The following is a 21,732-nucleotide window of genomic DNA, read 5'->3' as shown; positions in this document are numbered from 1 at the left end:
AAAGCGACATCTGCATCGGCACGCCGATCGCCAATCGCCAACGGGCCGAACTGGAGCCGCTGATCGGCTTCTTCGTCAACACGCTGGTGCTGCGCACCCAGGTTGACGGCGATGCCGCGTTCAGCGACTTGCTGCAACAAGTGCGCGCCACCGCGCTGGGCGCGTACGCGCACCAGGACCTGCCTTTCGAACAGCTGGTCGAGGCGCTGAACCCGGAGCGCCACGCCAGCCATGCGCCGCTGTTCCAGGTGATGCTGGCGTTGCAGAACGCACCGATGAGCGGGCTGGCACTGCCGGGCTTGACCATCGAAGTACTGCCCGGTGCGGAGGCGCCGGCCAAGTTCGACCTGACCTGGAATGTGCGGGAAGAGGGTGGGCAATTGCTCAACACCTTCGAATACAGCACCGACCTGTTCGACGCGGCGACGATGCAGCGTATGGCGGGGCATTTGACGCGCCTGCTGGAAGCGGTGGTGGCCGAGCCGGACATGCGCGTGGCCGACCTGCCGCTGCTGCGGGACGCCGAGCGGGACCAGTTGCTGGTGGCGTGGAACCAGACCGGACAAGCGTATCCGACCGAACTGTGCATCGAGCAGCTGTTCGAGGCGCAAGTGGCGCGCACACCGGAGCGGGTGGCGCTCAGCTGCGCCGGCGTGGAACTCAGCTACGCGCAATTGAACCAGCGCGCCAACCGCGTCGCCCACCTGCTGCGCCGCCGGGGCATCGGCCCGGGCGCGGTGGTCGGGGTGTGCCTGGAACGCAACGCGGACCTGATCGTCGCCCTGCTGGCGGTGCTCAAAGCCGGCGCCGCCTACCTGCCGCTGGATCCGGACTACCCGCGCGAACGCATCGCCTTCATGCTCGAAGACGCCGGCGTGGCGCTGGTGCTGGCGCATGCGCGCTTCCAGGACTTGCTGAGTACCTGCCAGGCGCCCATCGCCCTGGTCGACGAGCAGCTCGGCCAGGCGGAAGCGGGCGACAACCCGGCGCCGCTGGCCGGCGCGCGCGACCTGGCCTACGTCATCTACACCTCCGGTTCGACCGGCCAGCCGAAGGGCGTGGCCATCGAGCACCGCGCCACCGTCACCCTGCTGCACTGGGCGCGCGACACCTTCACGCCGGAGCAACGCGCCGGCATGCTGGCCTCGACCTCGGTCTGCTTCGACCTGTCGGTCTTCGAAATCTTCGTTCCGCTCAGCTGGGGCGGGCGCATCTTGCTGATTGAAAACGCCCTGCACCTGCCGGCGCTGCAAGACAAGAGCGCCCTGACCTTCATCAACACCGTTCCCTCGGCGATGACCGAACTGGTGCGCATGGGCCAGGTGCCGGCCAGCGTCAAGGTGGTCGGCCTGGCCGGCGAACCGCTGCAAAACGCGCTGGTGCAAAGCATTTACCAGGCCGGCGTGGACAGCGTCTACAACCTCTACGGCCCGTCCGAAGACACCACCTATTCGACCTTCGTGCGGCTGGAACGGGGCAGTACGCAAGCGGTGTCGATCGGCCGGCCGATTGCCAACACCCGGCTGTATATCCTCGACGCGCGCATGGAGCCGGTGCCGCTGGGCGTGGCGGGCGAACTCTACATCGGCGGCGACGGGCTGGCGCGCGGCTATCTGCACCGCGCCGAGCTGACGCGCGAGAAATTCATCGCCGACCCGTTCAGCGGCGACCCCGCCGCGCGCCTCTACAAGACCGGCGACCTGGTGCGCTACCGCGCCGACGGGCAGGTCGACTTCCTCGGCCGGCTCGACCACCAGGTCAAGCTGCGCGGCTACCGCATCGAGCTGGGCGACATCGAAGCGGCGCTGCTGGCGCACGGGCAGGTGCGCGAAGCGGTGCTGCAGGTGCGCGAGGACCAGCCGGGCGACCGGCGTCTGGTGGCCTACCTGGTGGCGGCGACGGCGGAGGCGCCGGGCGCGGCCGAGCTGCGCGCCTTCCTGCAGGACAAGCTGCCGGGCTACATGATCCCGTCGGCCTTCGTGCCGCTGCCGCAGATGCCGCTGACGCCGAACGGCAAGATCGACCGCAAGGCCTTGCCGGCGCCGCAAGGCGCGGCGCTGGCCAGCGCCGCGCAGTACCTGGCGCCCGCCAGTGCCACCGAAAAGCAGGTGGCGGCGGTCTGGCAAACGGTGCTGGGGGTGGAGCGGGTTGGCGTACACGACAACTTCTTCGACCTCGGCGGCCATTCGCTGCTGGCGATTCAGCTGGTGGCGCGCCTGCGCGACGCGGTGTCCATCGACATACCGTTGCATACGCTGTTCCAGACGCCCAGCCTGGCTGAATTCAGCCAGCGCATCGACACCTTGCGCGCCCAGGCGGGCGGGCGGGTATCCGCTATCCCCCGGGTTTCCCGCGACGCGCCGCTGCCGCTGTCTTTTGCCCAGCAGGGTGTGTGGTTCATGCATCGCTTCGAAGGCGCCAATCCGGCCTATAGCATGCCGGCGGCGATCCGGCTGGAAGGACACCTCGACACGGCGCTGCTGCAACTGGCCTTCAATGAAATCATCCGGCGCCACGAAGTGTTGCGTACCACCTTCCCCGAGGTGGACGGCCAGGCGACGCAAAAAGTGGGCGTGGCGTTCAACCTGGACATCCCACTCGTCGACCTGAGCGGCCGGCACGTCGATGCCGCCCGGGACGCCATGCGCCAGGCGGTGAAGCAACTGGCGCTGCACCGATTCGACCTGGCCACGGGGCCGTTAATCCAAGTCGCCTTGTTCCGCCTGGGAGCGCGCGAGCATGTGCTGTTCTTGAATCCCCATCACATTGTTTTCGATGGATGGTCGATGCACATCCTGATTCGAGAGATGGGCGCGCTGTACCAGGCATTGCTGGAAAACAAAGCATCGCCGTTGCCCGAGTTGCCCATCCAGTATGGGGATTTTGCACATTGGCAGCGGACCTGCTTACAGGGGGAGGAGTGGGCCTCGCAGTTGCAATATTGGCAGCGGCAACTGGCACACGCGCCGGTGCTGTTGGCGCTGCCGACCGACCGGCCGCGGCCCGAGGTGCAAACCTTCGAGTCCAGCATGGTGCATTTCGAAGTCAGCGCGGAACTGTTGACGCGCCTCAAGAATATTTCACAACAAGCCGGGGTGACGCTGTTCATGACCCTGCTGTCGGCCTTCGGCACGCTGCTCTCGGTCTACAGCCGCCAGAGCGACATCGTGATTGGTTCGCCGATCGCCAACCGGGTCCGCACCGAGGTGGAGTCGTTGATTGGATTCTTCGTCAATACGCTGGTGTTGCGCATCGATCTGGCCGGCGATCCGCTCTTTATGACGCTGCTCGAACGTGTCAAACGGGTCACGCTGGAGGCCTATGCGCATCAGGACGTGCCGTTTGAAAAGCTGGTCGACGTGCTGCGGCCGCAACGTAGCGTCAGCCATACGCCTATTTTCCAGGTCTGGTTCAATTATCAGAGCAACGTCGACGTCAATTTGACGTTGCCGGATCTCCAGATGACCCCGCTGTACCTGGACGAGACCGTTGCGAAGTTCGATGTGATGTTGAATCTGACGGAAACCGGGCCGACGTTGACGGGTTCGCTGGCATGTAACGCGCAGCTGTTCGATGCCTACACGGTCACGCAGTTGAGTGTCATGTTCGGCATTTTGCTGGAAGAAATTGCCAACCGGGCCGAGCTTGCCGTCAGCGAGTTGGGAGCCGCGCTCGACAACAAAATGAGGGTAATCAATGCGGAGAAAAATACCCAACTTGCCAGCGCCGACAGAGAGCTACTGCATGGCTTGATCAATAAACGAAGGAACAAGCAAACTGTTGTTAAAAAATAATTCTATTACACAATTGATATCAATGTAATAATATGCAACATTGATTTTCAGGGAACAGCGAGACTGCCGCGGCTGCGCAATTTCAGCGCCAGGCACCTCAAGAACAATATCCGTACTAGAGGGTTTGGCCGATGATTGATAAGAAAATGGACGATATTCAAGAGGCGGGGGAGCTGTACGCCCTCTCTCCTCAACAAAAACATCTGTGGTCGATACAAGAAAATGGCAGTCCGGCCTATCGTTCCCAATGTGCGATCGAAGTCAGCGGCGCGGTGGATAAAGATCGGCTAAGGAAGGCGGTGCGCGACGTGGTCAGCCGCCATGAGGTGTTGCGCACCCGCTTCATCGCCTCATCCGGTACGCGGTTTCCGCGCCAGATGGTGGCGGACGAGGCGGCGTTTGTCGCGCAGGAATACGACTTTTCGCTCGATCTCCCATCTACCGCGCCCAGCCTGGAGGCGCTGTGGCAGGAAATGGCAACGCTGCATGTCGACCTTGTGGACGGGCCGGCCCTGCACTATGCGATCGCCATATTGTCCGAACACAAGAGCTTGTTCTTGCTGTGCCTACCGGCCCTGTATAGCGACAAAACCGGGCTGGAAACATTGGCCCGTGAGATTTGGCATTCCTACGCGTCGCTGTCGCAAGGCGCGCGGCGGCCCGACGAGCCGGTTCAGTATGTCGACCTGTCCGAATGGCTGAACACGCTGCTGGAGTCGGATGAACGGGCTGCCGGCCGCGGATATTGGGCGAAACAGGGACAGTATGTCGACCTTCCCTTGCCGCTTGATCGGACGCCGTATGCGGCGGCGGCGTTTCAGCCCCGCAGCGTCGACTTTGCCATTGACGCGTCCCTGATGGCACGCATTGACGACATCGTCGGCGAAAAGAATATCTCCGTGGAGGCATTTCTATTCTCGTGCTGGCAGTGCCTGATCGCACGCCTGACGCTGTCGCAGCATATTCCAATCCGGCTGGGATCGAGCGGGCGCCGGCACGCCGAAGTAGCGGAAGCGGTGGGCTTGCTTGGAAAATATGTGCCGGTCCATGCGCTGGTCGAATTTGATCAGCCGTTTTTGACGGTACTGATGGCGACGGCGCAGTCCTGTCGCGACGCCCACGAGTGGCAAGAGTATTTTCACGCCGCCGACGCCGCGCCGGGCGGCCGGACCTATCCGCTCTTCTTTGAGTTGACGACGTGGCCGCAAGACTTTCATGCCGCCGATCTGTCTTTTTCGTTTAAAAAACACTTCGCGTGTATCGACAGATTTAAAATCCTGCTGTCCTGTGCGCGTGCCGGGAAGCAGGTGAACGCGCAATTGGCCTACGATGCGCAGGCGTTTTCCGAGGATTACGTCAAAATTCTTGCGAAACAATACCTGGCCCTGCTGGCGAGCGCGCTCCAAGATCCGCATGCGCCGGTATCGACACTGGTGGTAGTCGGGGAGGATGAGAAGCGCAGCTTGCTGGTCGATTTTAACGATACGGATCGCGACTATCCAAGCGGACCATGCCTTCATCAGCTATTTGAAGAACAAGCCGGCAGAACCCCGGCCAAGATCGCGGTTAGTTGCGGCGACCAGCAGCTCAGCTATGCCGAACTGAATGGGCGCGCCAATCAACTGGCCGGCCATTTGCGCGGCATCGGCGTCACGACGGAAACCCTGGTCGGCGTGTGCCTGGAGCGTTCGCTCGACCTGGTGGTCGCGCTGCTGGGCATACTGAAGGCCGGCGGCGCCTACGTGCCGCTGGACCCGGCCTATCCGAGCGCCCGGCTGGCGTATATGCTGGAGCACGCCGGACCGCGCGTATTGCTCACCCAGGACAGCCTGCTCAAGGGCTTGCCGGCCTGTTCGGCCCAACTGTTTTGCATGGACCGCGACTGGCCGATGGCGGCGCGGCATGCCGGCGGCAATCCGGAGTATCCGGTCGAGGGCGAGCACATCGCGTACGTCATTTACACCTCGGGTTCGACCGGCAAGCCCAAGGGCGTGCAGGTGCCGCACCGCGGCGTCGTCAACTTCCTGCACACCATGCGGGAAACGCCCGGCGTCGCCGCCGACGACGTGGTGCTGAACGTCACCTCGCTGTCTTTCGATATCGCCGTGCTGGAAGTGTTTCTGCCGCTGGTGAGCGGCGCCCGCACCGTGCTGTGCCCCGGCGCCGTGGCGAACGATCCGCAACAGCTCGCCGCGCTGATCGAACGCGCGCAGGTCACGGTCATGCAGGCCACGCCAGTCACCTGGCGCATGCTGGCCGAGCATGGCTGGCCGCGGCAGGGACACCAGTTGAAGGTATTGTGCGGCGGCGAAGCCTTGCCGATCGATCTGGCCCGCCAACTGCTGACGCACGTGCCGGCGGTCTGGAATATGTACGGCCCCACCGAAACCACGGTGTGGTCGACGCTGCACTGCTTCGAACAGAACGCGGCAAGCCTGTCGATCGGCCGTCCCGTCGCCAACACGCGCATTTACGTGCTTGACGAGCACCTCAACCCGGTGCCGATCGGCGTCGCGGGCGAATTGCACATCGCCGGCGAGGGGGTGGCGCGCGGCTATTTGAACCGTCCCGACCTCACCGGCGAACGTTTTATACCGGACCCGTTTTCCGCCAGCGGCAGCCGCATGTACAAGACCGGCGATTTGGCCAGGTATTTGCCGGACGGCGCGATCGAATGCCTGGGACGGATGGACCACCAGGTCAAGATCCGCGGCTTTCGCATCGAGTTGGAGGAAATTGAAACGGCGCTGGCGCAGCACGCCGGCGTGCGCGAAGCGGTGGTGCTGGCGCGCGAGGACGCGCCGGGCGACAAGCGCCTGGTGGCCTATGTCGTGCCGCACACCGGCGATATGGCGGCGCCGGTGGCGGCCGACGACATCAGCTTCAGCCTGTTTTACTTCGGCGCGGATACTTATGCCGAGGACAATAAGTACCAACTGTATCTGGAGTCCGCTAAATTTGCCGACGAGCATGGGTTTGAAGCGCTCTGGACGCCGGAGCGGCATTTCCATCAAGTCGGCAGTCTGTACCCCAATCCGTCCGTGCTGAACGCGGCGCTGGCAGTGCTGACCAAGAACGTCAAGCTGCGCGCCGGCAGCGTGGTATTGCCATTGCACCATCCGGCCCGGGTGGCCGAAGAATGGGCGGTGGTGGATAACCTGTCGCACGGACGGGTGGGGCTGGCGATTGCCGCCGGATGGCACCCGCGCGACTTCGTCCTGGCGCCGGGGAATTTTGCGCCGGCCGCGCGTCTGGCGGCCGTGCGCGACGGTATTCAAACGCTGCAAGCCTTGTGGGCGGGCGAGGCGGTGACGCTGGCCGACGGAGCCGGGAAGTTCTCCGAGGTGCGGGTCTTCCCCCGTCCGGTGCAGCCGGAACTGCCGCTGTGGATTACCGCGGCCGGCAACATCGAGACCTTTCTGTATGCGGCCCAGATCGGCGCGAATGTCCTGACCCATTTGCTTGGCCAGACGGTGGAGGAAGTGGCCGAGAAAATCAAGCTTTACCGCACGGCCCTGCTGGCGCACGGGCACGACCCGGCCACCCGCACGGTGACGCTGATGGTGCACACATTTGTCGGCGGCGACTTCGAGAGCACGCTGCGGCAGGCGCGCGGGCCGTTCATGAATTACATGCGCGCGCACTTGGGACTGATGGAGTCCCTGGTCAAGAGCTTGAATATTTCAATCGACAATCCTAGCGCGCAGGATCTCGAACATGCGGTTGAATTCGCTTTTGAACGCTACTCCAGGAGCGCGTCGCTGATCGGCACGCCTGAGACTTGTCTGCCAGTGGTGCACCGGCTCAAGGATATCGGCGTCGACGAGATTGCCTGCATGGTCGACTGGATGGATACGCCCGATGTGCTGGCCGGCCTGGCGTCGCTGCAAGTGCTGCGCGAGCGCGCCCGCATGGCGCGCCCGGTGAGCGCCGGCGCCCTGCAGCGGCACTGCCGCAACAGCTTGCCGGACTACATGGTGCCAAGTGCCGTGGTTTTGCTCGACCAATTGCCGCTGACGCAAAACGGCAAGATCGACCGCAAGGCGCTGCCGGCTCCCGAGGTGGACGGCGGCGACGTCGAGTACCTTGCCCCGCGCACTGCATTGGAGGAAAACCTGGCCGCGATCTGGCGGCAGGTATTGAAATGCCAGCGCGTCGGCATCCTGGACAATTTCTTCCATATCGGCGGCGATTCGATCCTGGCCATTCAAGTCATCGCCAGGTCGCGACAGGGCGGCTTGCATTTCACGCCCAAGCAGTTGTTCCAGCATCCGACCATTTTCGAACTGGCGCCGGTCGTGGAATTTGCCGCCGTTATCTCGGCGGACCAGGGCCGGGTGGACGGCGCCGCTCCTTTGACGCCGATCCAACACTGGTTCTTCGCGCAGGACCTTGCCGCGGTGGAACACTTCAACCAATCGCTGTTTTTCACGGTGCGGCAGCGCCTCGATGTGGCCGTGCTCAAGGAGGCCTTGGAGGCCCTGGTCGCGCAGCACGACGCCCTGCGGCTCGGCTTCGCCCGCAGCGGCGATGGGTGGCGCCAGGCGCACCAGGACAGCGTGGCGGACAAGTTGCTCACCAGCGTAGACCTGGCGCATTTGAATTCGGCCGATCAATTGCTGGCCATGCAGGCCGGCGCGCAGCAAATGCAGGCCGAGTGCGACCTGGCCGCCGGCCCCTTGTTCCGGGTCGGCTATTTCCAATTGGGCGGGCAGGGCAGCCGCCTGTTATTGGTATGCCACCACTTGATCATCGACGGTATTTCCTGGCGCATTCTGCTGGAAGACCTCCAGACGGCGTACCTGCAACGGTTGAAGGGGCAGCCTATCGCCTTGCCTTTGAAGACCTCGTCGTTCAAGGAATGGGGCGAGCGCCTGACGGCCTATGCGGCCTCGGCCGCCTTGGCCGGCGAGGTCGACTTCTGGGCGGCGGCGTCGGCGCACACCGCGCTGCCGGCCGACGCCCTGGCCGACGCTCTGGCGGAGGTCGCCACCGCCGGGTCCAGCCGAACGCTATCGGTGGAATTGAACGAACACGACACCGGCCTGCTTTTGAGCAGCGTGCCGGCGGCATACCGCACCCAGATCAACGACGTGCTGTTGACGGCCCTGGCGCTGGCAATGACCGATTGGCTTGGAGGAAACGCGATCACCATCAGCGTGGAAGGGCACGGTCGCGAAGATCTGTTCCCGGATGCCGACTTCGGCCGCACCGTCGGCTGGTTTACCTCGCTGTTTCCGGTACGCCTGGAGCTGGGCGGCGGGCGCGATTACGGCACCGCCCTGAAAGCCGTCAAGGAACAACTGCGCGCGCTGCCCAACAAGGGCATCGGTTATGGACTGTTGCGCTACCTGGCCAATGAACCGGCGTTGAGCGGCCAGCCGGCCGGCTCCTTGTGCTTCAATTACCTGGGCCAAACCGGCCAGGAATTGGACGAGGCGGCGCTGTTCGAGCCGGCGTCGGAGCCGCACGGGTCGGAGCGCGCGCGGGCGAACCGCGCGCCGCACGATATGGAAGTGAATGCGATCGTGGTCCAGGGACGCTTGAGCGTGGGCTGGGACTATCGCGGCGAGCGTTTTGCGGCCGCCACCGTGGCGGCGCTTGCCCAGAACTATTTGGCGCATCTGCAAGGCTTGATCCGCCACTGCACTGAAGGCGCCGGCGGCTATACCCCTTCCGATTTCCCGCTGGTCAAACTGAAGCAGTCCTGGCTCGATGCGCGGCACGCGCAACACGACGCGCTGGAAGACATGTATCCGCTCACGTCGATGCAGCAGGGCGTGCTGTTTCACGCCATGATGGCGCCGGAATCGGGCGTCTACGTCCAGCAAATGCGCTGCACGCTGGACGCGTCGATGGATCTGGACGCGTTCGAGCAGGCGCTGCAGACCATGGTTGACCGGCACGCCGCCTTGCGCGCGGCGGTGGTCTGGCAAGACGTCGACGTGCCGATGACGGTGGTGCATGCCAAACGCGGCATCGCCATCGCCCGGCAGGATTGGCGCGGGCTGTCCGACGGCGACAGGCAATTGCAGATGGAGCGCTTCCTGGCCGACGACCGGCGCCAAGGCTTCGACCTGAGCCAGGCGCCGCTGCAACGCTTCGCCCTGATCCGCCTGGAGGACGAGGCCTACCACTTTGTCTGGACGTGCCATTATCTGTTGTTCGATGGCTGGTCATTTGCCGCGCTGTTGCAGGAACTGCTGGCCAATTACACCGGCCTGGTGGAAGGGCGGCCCCACACCCGTGAGCCGGTACGCCCGTTCCGCGACTATGTCGCCTGGCTGCAGCGGCAAGACCTCGCCAAGGCGGAAGACTATTGGCGCGCCGCCTTGGCCGGATTCGCCGCGCCGACGCCGCTGTCGATAGAGCGCCGCAACCCGCAGCGCTCCGGCTACGCCGAGCGCCAGCACAGCTTTGGCGCGGCCTTGACCCAATCGCTGTCCGCCCTGGTGCAGGGCCATGGCATTACGATGAACACCTTCACCCAGGGTGTGTGGGCCATTCTATTGAGCCGCTACAGCCAGCAAGACGATGTCGTGTTCGGTAGTACCGTGTCCGGGCGTCCGGCCGAGATTCACGGCATCGAGTCGATGATCGGGCTGTTTATCAATAGTTTGCCGGTGCGAACACGGGTGCCGCGCGAGGCCAATTTCATCGACTGGCTGAAACAGCTGCAAGTCCAGAACGTTGAAATGCGCCAATTCGAGTTCGCGCCGTTGACGCGGATTCAGTCCTGGAGCGAGATCCCATCCGGCCTGGCCTTGTTCGACAGCCTGTTCGTGTTCGAGAATTTCCCGGTCGACGAATCGCTGGCCCGGGCCGGCCACAAGCTGGCGATCAGCCAGGTGCGGGTGTCCGAGCAAACCAATTTTCCGCTGACCCTGACGGTGGTTGGCGGCGCCCGCCTGTCCGTCAGCTTCAGCTACGACCGCGGTCGCTTCGACGATGCGGCAATCGAACGCCTGGTTGAAAACTTCAAGACCCTGGTCGAGAGTATCGCCGCCTCGCCCAACGCGCGCATCGAAGAGTTCACGGTGTTGTCGCCGGCCGAGCGGGACCAGTTGCTGGTGGCGTGGAACCAGACCGGGCAAGCGTATCCGACCGAACTGTGCATCCAGCAGCTGTTCGAGGCGCAAGTGGCGCGCACACCGGAGCGGGTGGCGCTCAGTTGCGCCGGCGTGGAACTCAGCTACGCGCAATTGAACCAGCGCGCCAACCGCGTCGCCCACCTGCTGCGCCGCCAGGGCATCGGCCCGGGCGCGGTGGTCGGGGTGTGCCTGGAGCGCAACGCGGACCTGATCGTCGCCCTGCTGGCGGTACTCAAAGCCGGCGCCGCCTACCTGCCGCTGGACCCGGACTACCCGCGCGAACGCATCGCCTTCATGCTCGACGACGCCGGCGTGGCGCTGGTGCTGGCGCATGCGCGCTTCCAGGACTTGCTGAGTACCTGCCAGGCGCCCATCGCCCTGGTCGACGAGCAGCTCGGCCAGGCGGAAGCGGGCGACAACCCGGCGCCGCTGGCCGGCGCGCGCGACCTGGCCTACGTCATCTACACCTCCGGTTCGACCGGCCAGCCGAAGGGCGTGGCCATCGAGCACCGCGCCACCGTCACCCTGCTGCACTGGGCGCGCGACACCTTCACGCCGGAGCAACGCGCCGGCATGCTGGCCTCGACCTCGGTCTGCTTCGACCTGTCGGTCTTCGAGATCTTCGTCCCGCTCAGCTGGGGCGGGCGCATCCTGCTGATTGAAAACGCCCTGCACCTGCCGGCGCTGCAAGACAAGAGCGCCCTGACCTTCATCAACACCGTGCCCTCGGCGATGACCGAACTGGTGCGCATGGGCCAGGTGCCGGCCAGCGTCAAGGTGGTCGGCCTGGCCGGCGAACCGCTGCAAAACGCGCTGGTGCAAAGCATTTACCAGGCCGGCGTGGACAGCGTCTACAACCTCTACGGCCCGTCCGAAGACACCACCTATTCGACCTTCGTGCGGCTGGAGCGGGGCAGTACGCAAGCGGTGTCGATCGGCCGGCCGATTGCCAACACCCGGCTGTATATCCTCGACGCGCGCATGGAGCCGGTGCCGCTGGGCGTGGCGGGCGAACTCTACATCGGCGGCGACGGGCTGGCGCGCGGCTATCTGCACCGCGCCGAGCTGACGCGCGAGAAATTCATCGCCGACCCGTTCAGCGGCGACCCCGCCGCGCGCCTCTACAAGACCGGCGACCTGGTGCGCTACCGCGCCGACGGGCAGGTCGACTTCCTCGGCCGGCTCGACCACCAGGTCAAGCTGCGCGGCTACCGCATCGAGCTGGGCGACATCGAAGCGGCGCTGCTGGCGCACGGGCAGGTGCGCGAAGCGGTGCTGCAGGTGCGCGAGGACCAGCCGGGCGACCGGCGTCTGGTGGCCTACCTGGTGGCGGCGACGGCGGAGGCGCCGGGCGCGGCCGAGCTGCGCGCCTTCCTGCAGGACAAGCTGCCGGGCTACATGATCCCGTCGGCCTTCGTGCCGCTGCCGCAGATGCCGCTGACGCCGAACGGCAAGATCGACCGCAAGGCCTTGCCGGCGCCGCAGGGCGCGGCGCTGGCCAGCGCCGCGCAGTACCTGGCGCCGGCCAGCGCCACCGAAAAGCAGGTGGCGGCGATTTGGCGAACGGTGCTGGGGGTGGAGCGGGTTGGCGTACACGACAACTTCTTCGACCTCGGCGGCCATTCGCTGCTGCTGTTGCAGGCGTACAGCAAATTCGGCGAACTGGCCAAGAACGGCGCGACGCTGTCCCTGGTCGACCTGTTCGCCTATCCGACAGTCAGGGCGCTGGCCGATCACATCGACCAAAACCAGGGCGGCCGGCAAGTGACGGCGGAAAAAATCCAGCAGCAAGCGGCGAAGCAGAAGCAATCCTTGAGAAAAAATAGACAAAAACACAATGGATCACACAATGTTCGATAAAAACACAGACATGGAAACGCCGGCCGACGCGATTGCGATCATCGGTCTCAGCGGCCGGTTTCCGGGCGCCGCCAATGTGCGGCAATTTTGGGAAAACCTGCGCGCAGGCAAGGAGTCGATTCGCTTCTTCAGCGACCGCGACATGGCCGAGGCGGGCGTCGACGCGGCCCTGCTCAAGGACCCCGGGTATGTCAAGGCGGGCGCCGCGCTCGATGGCGCCGAGGATTTCGCCGCGTCCTTTTTCGGTTTCACGCCCAAGGAAGCCGAACTGACCGATCCGCAGCACCGCGTTTTCATCGAGTGCGCGTGGGAAGCGATGGAGGACGCCGGCTATGTCGCCGAGCATTTCCAGGGCCGCATCGGCGTCTACGCCGGCACGGGGCTGAACACCTATATGATCGCGAACCTGTTGCCGAACTACCGTTTGCTGGAATCGATGGGCGTACTGCAATTGGTGATCGGGAACAAAGCCGATTTCATGCCGACCAAGGTGTCCTACAAGCTGAACCTGAACGGCGCCAGCGTGAATGTGAACACCGCCTGTTCCACCTCGCTGGTGGCGGTCCACATGGCTTGCCGCAGCCTGCTCAACTACGAATGCGACATGGTGTTGGCCGGCGGCGTGACGATCGAAGTGCCGCAGCAGAAGGGCTATCTGTACCAGCAAGGCGGCGTCTTGTCGCCGGACGGCCATTGCCGCGCCTTCGACGCGAAGGCGCAGGGCACGGTCAGCGGCAGCGGCGCCGGCGTGGTGCTGCTCAAGCGCCTGGAAGAGGCGCTGCAGGATGGCGACCATATATACGCAGTGATCCGCGGCTCGGCGATCAACAACGACGGCGCGCAAAAAATCGGCTATACCGCGCCCAGCGTCGAAGGCCAGAAGGAGGTCATCGCGCTGGCGCTGGCCATGGCCGAAGTCGAGCCGGACAGCATCAGTTACGTGGAAGCGCACGGCACCGGCACCGCGCTGGGCGATCCGATTGAAGTGAGCGCCTTGACGCAGGCGTTCCGCATGGGTACCGATCAAAACAATTTTTGCGCGATCGGCTCGGTGAAAACGAATATCGGCCACTTGGACGCGGCCGCCGGCATCGCCAGCCTGATCAAGACCGCGCTGTGCCTGGAGCACCGTGAACTGGTGCCCAGCCTGCATTACGAGCAGGCCAATCCCAGCATCGATTTCGCCAGCACGCCGTTCTACGTCAATACCGCGCTGCGCCCGTGGACGGCGGGCCGGGACGGCGCGCCGCTGCGCGCCGGGGTCAGTTCCTTCGGCATCGGCGGCACCAATGCGCACGTGATATTGGAACAGGCGCCGCAGGGCGCGCGCGCCGACAGCCGCCGGCAATGGCAGTTGTTGCTGTTGTCGGCGCAGAGCGGGACGGCGCTGGAAGCGGCGACCGACAATTTGCAGCGGCATCTGCGCCACGGCCCCGGCGCCAAGCTGGCCGACGTCGCCTATACGCTGCAGACGGGACGCCGGGCCTTCCCGCACCGGCGCATGGTGGTGTGCAAGGACAGCGGCGATGCCGCCACCGCGCTGGAGCTGCGCGACCCCAAGCGCAGCCTGTGCGGCGTTGCCGCGGCGCGCGAGAGCGGCGGCGCCGACGTGGTCTTCATGTTCCCGGGCATCGGCGACCAGAGCGTCAACATGGCGGCCGGCCTGTACCGGGAGGTGCCGGTGTTTCGCGAAACCATCGACGCCTGCGCCGCCATCCTGCGCCCGCTGCTGGGCCTGGACTTGCGCGAGCTGCTGTATCCGCAAGGCGGCGCGCAGGAAGAGGCGGCGCACGGCACTATGGACCTGCGCAAAATGTTGAGCCGCCCGGCCCAGGGCGCCGCCGCGCAAGAGCCGGAGCGCGCCGGCCCGGCGTGGATGCGCAAGACCAGCCTGGTGCATCCGGCGCTGTTCATGGTCGAATACGCTTTGGCCAAAACCTACATCGATCTGGGCGTGCGGCCGGCGGCGATGATCGGCCACAGCCTGGGTGAATATGTGGCGGCCTGCGTGGCCGGCGTGATGTCGCTGGAAGATGCGCTGACGGTCGTGGCCCGTCGCGCCAGCCTGATCCAGGACCTTCCCGAAGGGCGCATGCTGGCCGTCGCGCTGGCGGCCGCGGCCTTGCAGCCGATGGTTGCCGACGGCCTGTCGGTCGCGGCAATCAACGGGCCGGCGGCGTCGGTCGTGGCCGGGCCGGGCGCGCTGATGGGCGCGCTGGAACGGCATCTGAAGAACCAGGGCATTGCGCACCTGCCGGTGCAATCCTCGCACGCCTTCCATTCCAGCATGCTGGCGCCGTTGCAGGCGCCGTTGCGGGCTTTGTTCGCGTCGATCGAACTGAAGGCGCCGCTGCTGCCCTACATTTCGAACTTGAGTGGCACCTGGATCAGCGCCGAGCAGGCCACCGATCCAGACTACTGGGTCAAGCATACCTGCCAGACGGTGCGCTTCGGCGACGGCATCCAGACGCTGTGCGACGGCGCGGCCGCCACCTTTATCGAAATGGGACCGGGCCAGACCCTGTCCAGCTTCCTGCAGCAACACCCGGCGGCGCAGGCGCGCGACAACATCGTCGCGCTGCCGTCCTTGCCCGGCGCGCACGGCGGCGCCGCCGACGCCTTCGTGCTGACGCACACGATCGGTACGCTCTGGTGCCTCGGCCATCCGATCGACTGGGCCAGTTATCAGCGCGATGAAACGCCGGCGCGCGTGTCCCTGCCGACGTATCCGTTCGAGCGCGAACGCTATTGGATCGACGCGCTCAACGCGCCGGCGCGCACCGGTGCGCCCGCGCCGCAACAGGGCGCGGGCTTGCTGTATCAGCCGGTCTGGTCGAGCAGCCGCATCGGCGCCGACGCGGCGCGCGCCGTCGAAAGGCGCCATTGGCTGGTTTTCCAGGACGAGGGGCCGATCGCCGCCGCGCTGGTGCAGCGGCTGTTGCAGCGCAATCAACTGGTGGTACTGGTCGGTCGCGGCGAGCGCTTCGAGCGCCGCGGCGACGCTTCCTATACCGTGCGCGCCGGCAGCCTGGACGACTACGCGATGCTGGCCGCCGCGCTGAAGGACGGCGCGGTGACGCCGCACAATGTGCTGCATCTGTGGGCGCTGGCGCAGCGGGACGACGTCGGCGAGACCTATGCCAGCCTGCTTTGCCTGGCCAGGACGTTTGGCGCCGCCGAAGCGGATGCCGGCGCGACCTTGCAGCTGGCGGTGGTGACGGAGGGGCTCCACGCGGTCACCGGGGAGGAACAGGCGGCGTCGGAAAAAGCGCTGCTGCTGGGACCTTGCCGGGTGCTGCCGCTGGAGTTTCCGAATATCCGCTGCTGCAATATCGACGTGGCGATGTCCGGCGCGGCGCAAGCCGGCGAACGGATGATCGACGGCGTCATGCATGAATTCGACAGCGGCCTGCCACGGGACATCGCGGCATACCGCGGCTACCTGCGCTGGACGCGCGCCTACCAGGCCCTGGCGCCGCTGGCGGCGGCGCCGCCGGTGCCGCGGCAAGACGCGGTCTACCTCATCGGCGACTATCGCGCCGGCGACCTGTCGCACCTGCTGGCCGGCTACCTGGCGCGGCAGGGCGGCGCGACGCTGCTGTTGATGGTGCAGGCGGCGTTGCCGCCGCGCGATGAGTGGGCGCGCCACCTGGCGGCGCCGCAGGAGCGGGCGGCGCTGTGCGAAACCATGCGCGGCGTGCTGGAAATCGAAAACCTGGGCGCGCGCGTCGAGCTGTTCGATGGACTCGGCCAGGGCGGCGACGCGGCGGCGTACCGGCAGGTCGCGGCGCGCCACCCGCGCCTGGCCGGCGTGCTGCACGCGCTGCCATCGTTCGGCTACGGCCTGATCCAGTTCGAGAACGCCGCGCTGGGGGCCGCCGTGGCGGCGCAAACGCAGCGCGCGCGCGCCTTGACGCTGGCGCTGGAGCAACTGGCGCCGGATTTCGTCGCGTTCTTTTCATCCAACCTCGGACTGGCCGGCGCCGCCGGCCAGCTCGACGCCTGCAGCGCCAACGCCTATATCCAGAGTTGCGCCGACCAGTTGTTCGCGGCGCGCCGCAAACCGGTCCTGTCGATATCCATCGACGTGCGGGGCCTGGGCACGGCGGACGACGCCTCGGCGGCCTTTCCACCGGCACTCTCGGGCGCCATCGAGGCGGGCCGGCAACGCTATGCGATCGACCGGGAACAACTGGACGCGGTGCTGGCGGACGTCTTGCGCGCCGGCAAAGCCCAGCTTGCCGTCAGCGCAAGCGAACTGGGCGCGGTGATCGACGGGCTGCGCGGCGCCACGCTGCCGGCCTTGCTGCAGCAGGTCAAGCAGGCCGGCGCCGTCCGCTCGCACGGCCAGCGGCCGCCCTACGCCGCGCCGCAGACGGATATCGAACTACAGGTCGCGGCGATCTGGGAAAACCTGCTCGGCTCGAAGCAGATCGGCCTGGACGACAATTTCTTCAACCTGGGCGGTAATTCGCTGCTGGCGGTGCAGTTCATTTCGCGGGTGCGCGAGGCGTATCAGATCGACCTGTCGCTGAAGAGCCTGTTCCAGGCCGCGACGGTGGGCGAAGTCTCCGGCGTCGTCGAAGGCATCCTGCTGCGGGAAATCGAAGCCTTGTCCGACGACGAGGTCGGGCGGCGCATGCGGCAAGCGGCCGAGCCGGCCGACGCCGAAGCCGACCGCGACCGCGACAGCGACCGCGGCCGCACCAGCGTCGAGCCGAGCCGCTACGAATTGCCGAACAAGCTGGTGGTGCAGCAATTCAACCAGGTGGAAACCGACCACTTCTACCATGACATTTTCGAGTCGAAGGTGTATTTCAGGAACGGCATCACGCTCGATGACGGCGCCGTCATTTTCGACGTCGGCGCCAACATCGGCCTGTTCTCGCTGTTCGCCCACCATCAATGCAAGGATGCGCGGATCTACGCGTTCGAACCGGCGCCGCCGGTATTCGAGCTGCTGCAAATGAACCTCAAGGCGTATGCGGTCAACGCCACCTTGTTCAAATGCGGCGTCGCCGATCTGAGCCGCAAGGAAAAGCTGACCTTCTATCCGCACAGCACCGGCATGTCGTCTTTCCACGCCGACAAGGAAGATGAAAAAGACGTGCTGCGCGCGATCATGCACAACCAACTCGACGAAGGCATGCCCGGCATGCAACAGGTGATGGCCCACGTCGACGAGATCCTGGAGGAACGCTTCAGGGATACCTCGTACGAATGCGAACTGGTCACCTTGTCGGACATCATCGGCAGCCATCGCGTGGAACGCATCGACCTGCTCAAGATCGATGTGCAGAAAAGCGAGCTGGAGGTGCTGGAAGGCATACAGGCGCGGCACTGGCGGATCATCCGCCAGCTGGTCATCGAGGTGCACGACCTGGATGGCCGCGTCGAGCGCGTGCGCGCCTTGCTGGAGGCGCGGGGTTATCGCGTCGTGGTGCAACAGGAACTGCTGTATCGCACCTCCAGCATTTCCAATCTGTATGCGATACGGGCATAAAAGTAGATAAAAGCAGTTGAACGTAGTCGATCGTTGAGCGTTTCAAGAACAATGGGAGAACGGAAGATGAATGTAGTCGGTGTGATAGGCGGCGGCGTGATGGGCGTGGGGGTGGCGCAGAACCTTGCCGAATCCGGTTTCGAGGTGATCTTGATCGACCTCGCCGACGCGGTGCTGGAGCGCGCCAGGACGGACATCAAGAACAACCTGCGTTTCCAGGGATTGTTGAACCAGTCCGGGCGTCGCAGCGACGTCGGCGAGACCATGCAAAGGATCGCCTTCACGACCTCGTACGAGGGCTTGGCGCGGGCCGATTTCGTGATTGAGAACGTGGTCGAGAAATGGGAAGTCAAGAAGCGGGTATATCCGCTGCTGGAACAGCATTGCCCCGCGCATTGCGTCTTTGCCGCGAACACCTCGGCGATTCCGATTACGCGCATCGCCGCGGTCACCCGGCGCGCGCCGCAGGTGATCGGCATCCATTTCATGAACCCGGTGCCGATGAAAAAGACCGTGGAAGTGATCAAGGGCTTTCATACGACCGAGGCGACGATCGAGATCACCGCCGGCCTGTTGCAGCGCATGGGCAAGGACTTCGTGTTGGTCAACGATTCGCCCGGCTTTGTTTCGAACCGCGTGTTGATGCTGACGATTAACGAAGCGATCAACCTGGTCCAGGAGCAGGTCAGCTCGGCGGAGCAGGTCGACCAGATTTTCAAGTCTTGCTTCGGCCACAAGATGGGGCCGCTGGAAACCGCCGACCTGATCGGCCTCGACACGATCCTGTATTCGATCGAGGTGCTGCAAGAGTGTTTCGCGGACAGCAAATATCGACCCAGTCCGCTGCTCAAGAAAATGGTCGACGCCGGCCTGCACGGGCGCAAGAGCGGGCGCGGTTTTTATCACTACCCTACGCACTGAGAGCCGCAATGGACGGTATTTATATGGAAGACGGAACGCACATGAATGAAATCAAGGAAACACTGAGAACGTTTATCGGCGGCTTTGTCCGCAGCAAACAGTTCAAGGACAGCGACAATATTTTCGAGGCCGGATTTGTCAACTCGATGTTCGTCATGCAATTGATCCTCTTCATCGAGAAGGAGTATGCGCTGGCGGTCGACAACGCCGACCTTGAATTGAAAAATTTCAGCAGCGTCGACGCGATGGGCGCCTTTGTTTCAAGCAAGCTGGGCACGCCACATGCCCAAGCTTCCTGAGGCCATGACCATGCTTGCGGAAAAGAGCGCACCGGCGCGGCGCCAGCACCTGCGCGAGGTCATCGCCAAGGCCGTCGGCGCGCAGGCCGGCCAATTCGACCTGGACCAGAAAATTCCGGCCGGCCTGATCGCCGAATTGGCGGCGGAGGGCATGCTGGGCGCCCATGTGCCGGCCGAGTACGGCGGCGCGCCGGTCGACGCGCGCCAGTTCGGCGAGCTGTGCGAAGACATCGGTTACGCCAGCGCCTCCGTGTTGAGCCTGCTGACCGTGCATACGATGGTGTCGGCGGCGATCGCCAAGTGGGGCAGTGCGGCCCAGAAAGACCGGTGGCTGCCGCGCCTGGCCAGCGGCGCCACCATCGGCGCCTTCGCCTTGAGCGAACCGAACGTCGGCAGCGACGCGAAAAACGTCGAAACCAGCATGCGCCGCGAAGGCGATGCCTTCATCGTCAGCGGCACCAAGAAGTGGATTTCCTTCGCCCAGATCGCCCAGCTGTTTCTGGTGATCGGCAATTGCGAGGGCCGGGTGACGGCGCTGCTGGTGGCGCGCGACACGCCGGGCCTGACGGTCGAGCCTATCCACGACATGCTGGGCTTTCGCGCCGCGATGCTGGGTCAATTGCACCTGGACGAATGCGTGATCGGCAAGGAAAACCTGATCGGCAGCCTCGATTTCGGTTACGCGCAGGTGGTCGGCTCGGTGCTCGATCAAGGCCGCTATTGCATCGCCTGGGGCTGCGTCGGGCTGGCGCAGGCCTGCCTGGACGCTTGCCTCGACTATACGGAGCAGCGCCAGACCTTCGGCCAATACCTGAAGGAGCACCAGCTGGTGCAGCGCAGCATGGCCGACATGATCACCAACGTCCAGGCCGCGCGCTTGCTGTGCGAGGACGCCGCGCGGCTGCGCGCCGGCGGCGACCCGGGCATGATCATGGCGACCGCCACCGCGAAGTACTTCGCGGCGCGGACGGTTGAAAGCGCCGCCAACGACGCGGTGCAGATCCACGGCGCGAACGGCTGCGGCAGCGAGTATCCGGTGCAGCGTTACTTCCGCGACGCGAAAATCATGAACATCATCGAGGGCAGCGCTCAGATGCAGCAGATTCTGATTGCCCAGCACGGCTATCGGCGCTAACGGCCGCGGCAAACCAAGCGAGAACCTTATGCAAAGAGACCAAATGGCGGCGCCGGACGCACGGCGCGGCAAAGTGAAGTGCCTGGTGTGGGACCTGGACCACACCTTGTGGCAGGGCGTGCTGTCGGAAGGCGACCAGGCCACGCCGGCGCCCGGGGTGGCGCAGATTATCGAGAGCCTGGACCGGCGCGGCATCCTGCAGTCGATCGCCAGCAAGAATGACGCCGCCTTTGCGATGGCGCGCCTGCGGCAACTGGGGCTGGCCGACTATTTCTTGTATCCGCAAATTAATTGGGGGCCGAAAAGCGCGTCGATCCAGCAAATCGCCGAGCGCCTCAACATCGGCGTCGACGCGATCGCCTTTGTCGACGACCAGGCTTTCGAGCGCGACGAAGTGGCGTTTTCGCTGCCCGCCGTGCTGTGCCTGGGCGCCGCCGACTTGGGCGGCCTGCTGGAACTGCCGGAATTGACGCCGCGCTTCCTGACCGACGAATCGCGCACCCGCAGGCTGATGTATGCGCACGACGCCGCCCGCGGCGTGGAGGAAGACAGCTTCGCCGGACCCAAGGAGGAATTCCTCGCCGCGCTGAACATGACGTTCTCGGTGGCGCCGGCGCTGGAAGTGGACTTGCACCGGCTGGAGGAATTGACGGCGCGCACCAACCAGCTCAATACCACCGGCTATATCTATTCGTACGAGGAACTGGATTTTTTCCGCACCTCGGACCGCCACGAATTGCTGGTGGCGGCGCTGGAGGACCGCTACGGGCCGTATGGAAAGATCGGTTTGACCTTGATTGAAAAATCCGACACGGTTTGGACCATCAAGCTGATGCTGATGTCGTGCCGGGTGATGTCGCGCGGGGTCGGGACCATTCTGCTGAACTCGGTGATGAACATGGCGCGCGCGCGCGGCGTCAAATTGCGCGCCGAAATGATCTTGAACGAGCGCAACCGCATGATGTACGTGACCTACAAGTTCGCCGGATTCCTTGCGCTGGAAAAGCATGGCAACACCGAGATTCTCGAACACGATTTGCAGGGGGTTGCCGCCGTGCCAGGCTATGTGCAGCTCCACTTGGCGCCGGCGCTGTCCGGAGTTTGATTAAAGAATCAGAACCCCACTATT

The 21,732-nt window shown here is 64.7% G+C and carries 7 protein-coding genes; all 7 read left to right on the top strand.

All coding sequences use genetic code 11. The features are described from left to right. The coding region (locus tag JANGC3_RS30990; RefSeq protein WP_017879294.1) for a non-ribosomal peptide synthetase at window positions 1-3,794 on the top strand (3,794 nt) is incomplete at its 5' end. A 131-nt stretch (window positions 3,795-3,925) separates the two neighbouring features. Then, on the top strand, window positions 3,926-12,745 hold the full coding sequence (locus JANGC3_RS0125300) for a non-ribosomal peptide synthetase (RefSeq protein ID WP_081612036.1): 8,820 nt from the start codon (window positions 3,926-3,928) through the stop codon (window positions 12,743-12,745). After that, a complete protein-coding gene (locus JANGC3_RS30105) occupies window positions 12,735-18,248 on the top strand; it encodes a type I polyketide synthase (protein WP_198292104.1) in 5,514 nt (1,837 codons plus the stop codon). Before JANGC3_RS0125300 ends, JANGC3_RS30105 begins: the two co-directional genes overlap by 11 nt. 66 nt (window positions 18,249-18,314) lie before the next feature. Next, window positions 18,315-19,169: a 3-hydroxyacyl-CoA dehydrogenase family protein gene (locus JANGC3_RS0125290; RefSeq protein ID WP_026133506.1), complete on the top strand. Its 855-nt coding sequence runs from the start codon at window positions 18,315-18,317 to the stop codon at window positions 19,167-19,169. Window positions 19,170-19,210: 41 nt separating this feature from the next. Further along, on the top strand, window positions 19,211-19,468 hold the full coding sequence (locus JANGC3_RS0125285) for an acyl carrier protein (RefSeq protein WP_026133505.1): 258 nt from the start codon (window positions 19,211-19,213) through the stop codon (window positions 19,466-19,468). Continuing rightward, complete coding sequence (locus tag JANGC3_RS0125280) at window positions 19,452-20,603, top strand: acyl-CoA dehydrogenase family protein (protein ID WP_157407010.1); 1,152 nt, start codon at window positions 19,452-19,454, stop codon at window positions 20,601-20,603. The genes JANGC3_RS0125285 and JANGC3_RS0125280 overlap by 17 nt, the downstream gene beginning before the upstream one ends. 28 nt (window positions 20,604-20,631) lie before the next feature. Next, window positions 20,632-21,708, top strand: a complete 1,077-nt coding sequence (locus JANGC3_RS0125275; protein ID WP_157407008.1) for an HAD-IIIC family phosphatase — start codon at window positions 20,632-20,634, stop codon at window positions 21,706-21,708. Window positions 21,709-21,732: the final 24 nt, after the last annotated feature.

The sequence above is a fragment of the Janthinobacterium sp. CG3 genome, from assembly GCF_000344615.1.
Lineage (GTDB): Bacteria > Pseudomonadota > Gammaproteobacteria > Burkholderiales > Burkholderiaceae_D > Janthinobacterium.
The sequence above is the reverse complement of the archived record's forward strand: the minus strand, read 5'-3'. Positions and strand labels throughout refer to the sequence as shown.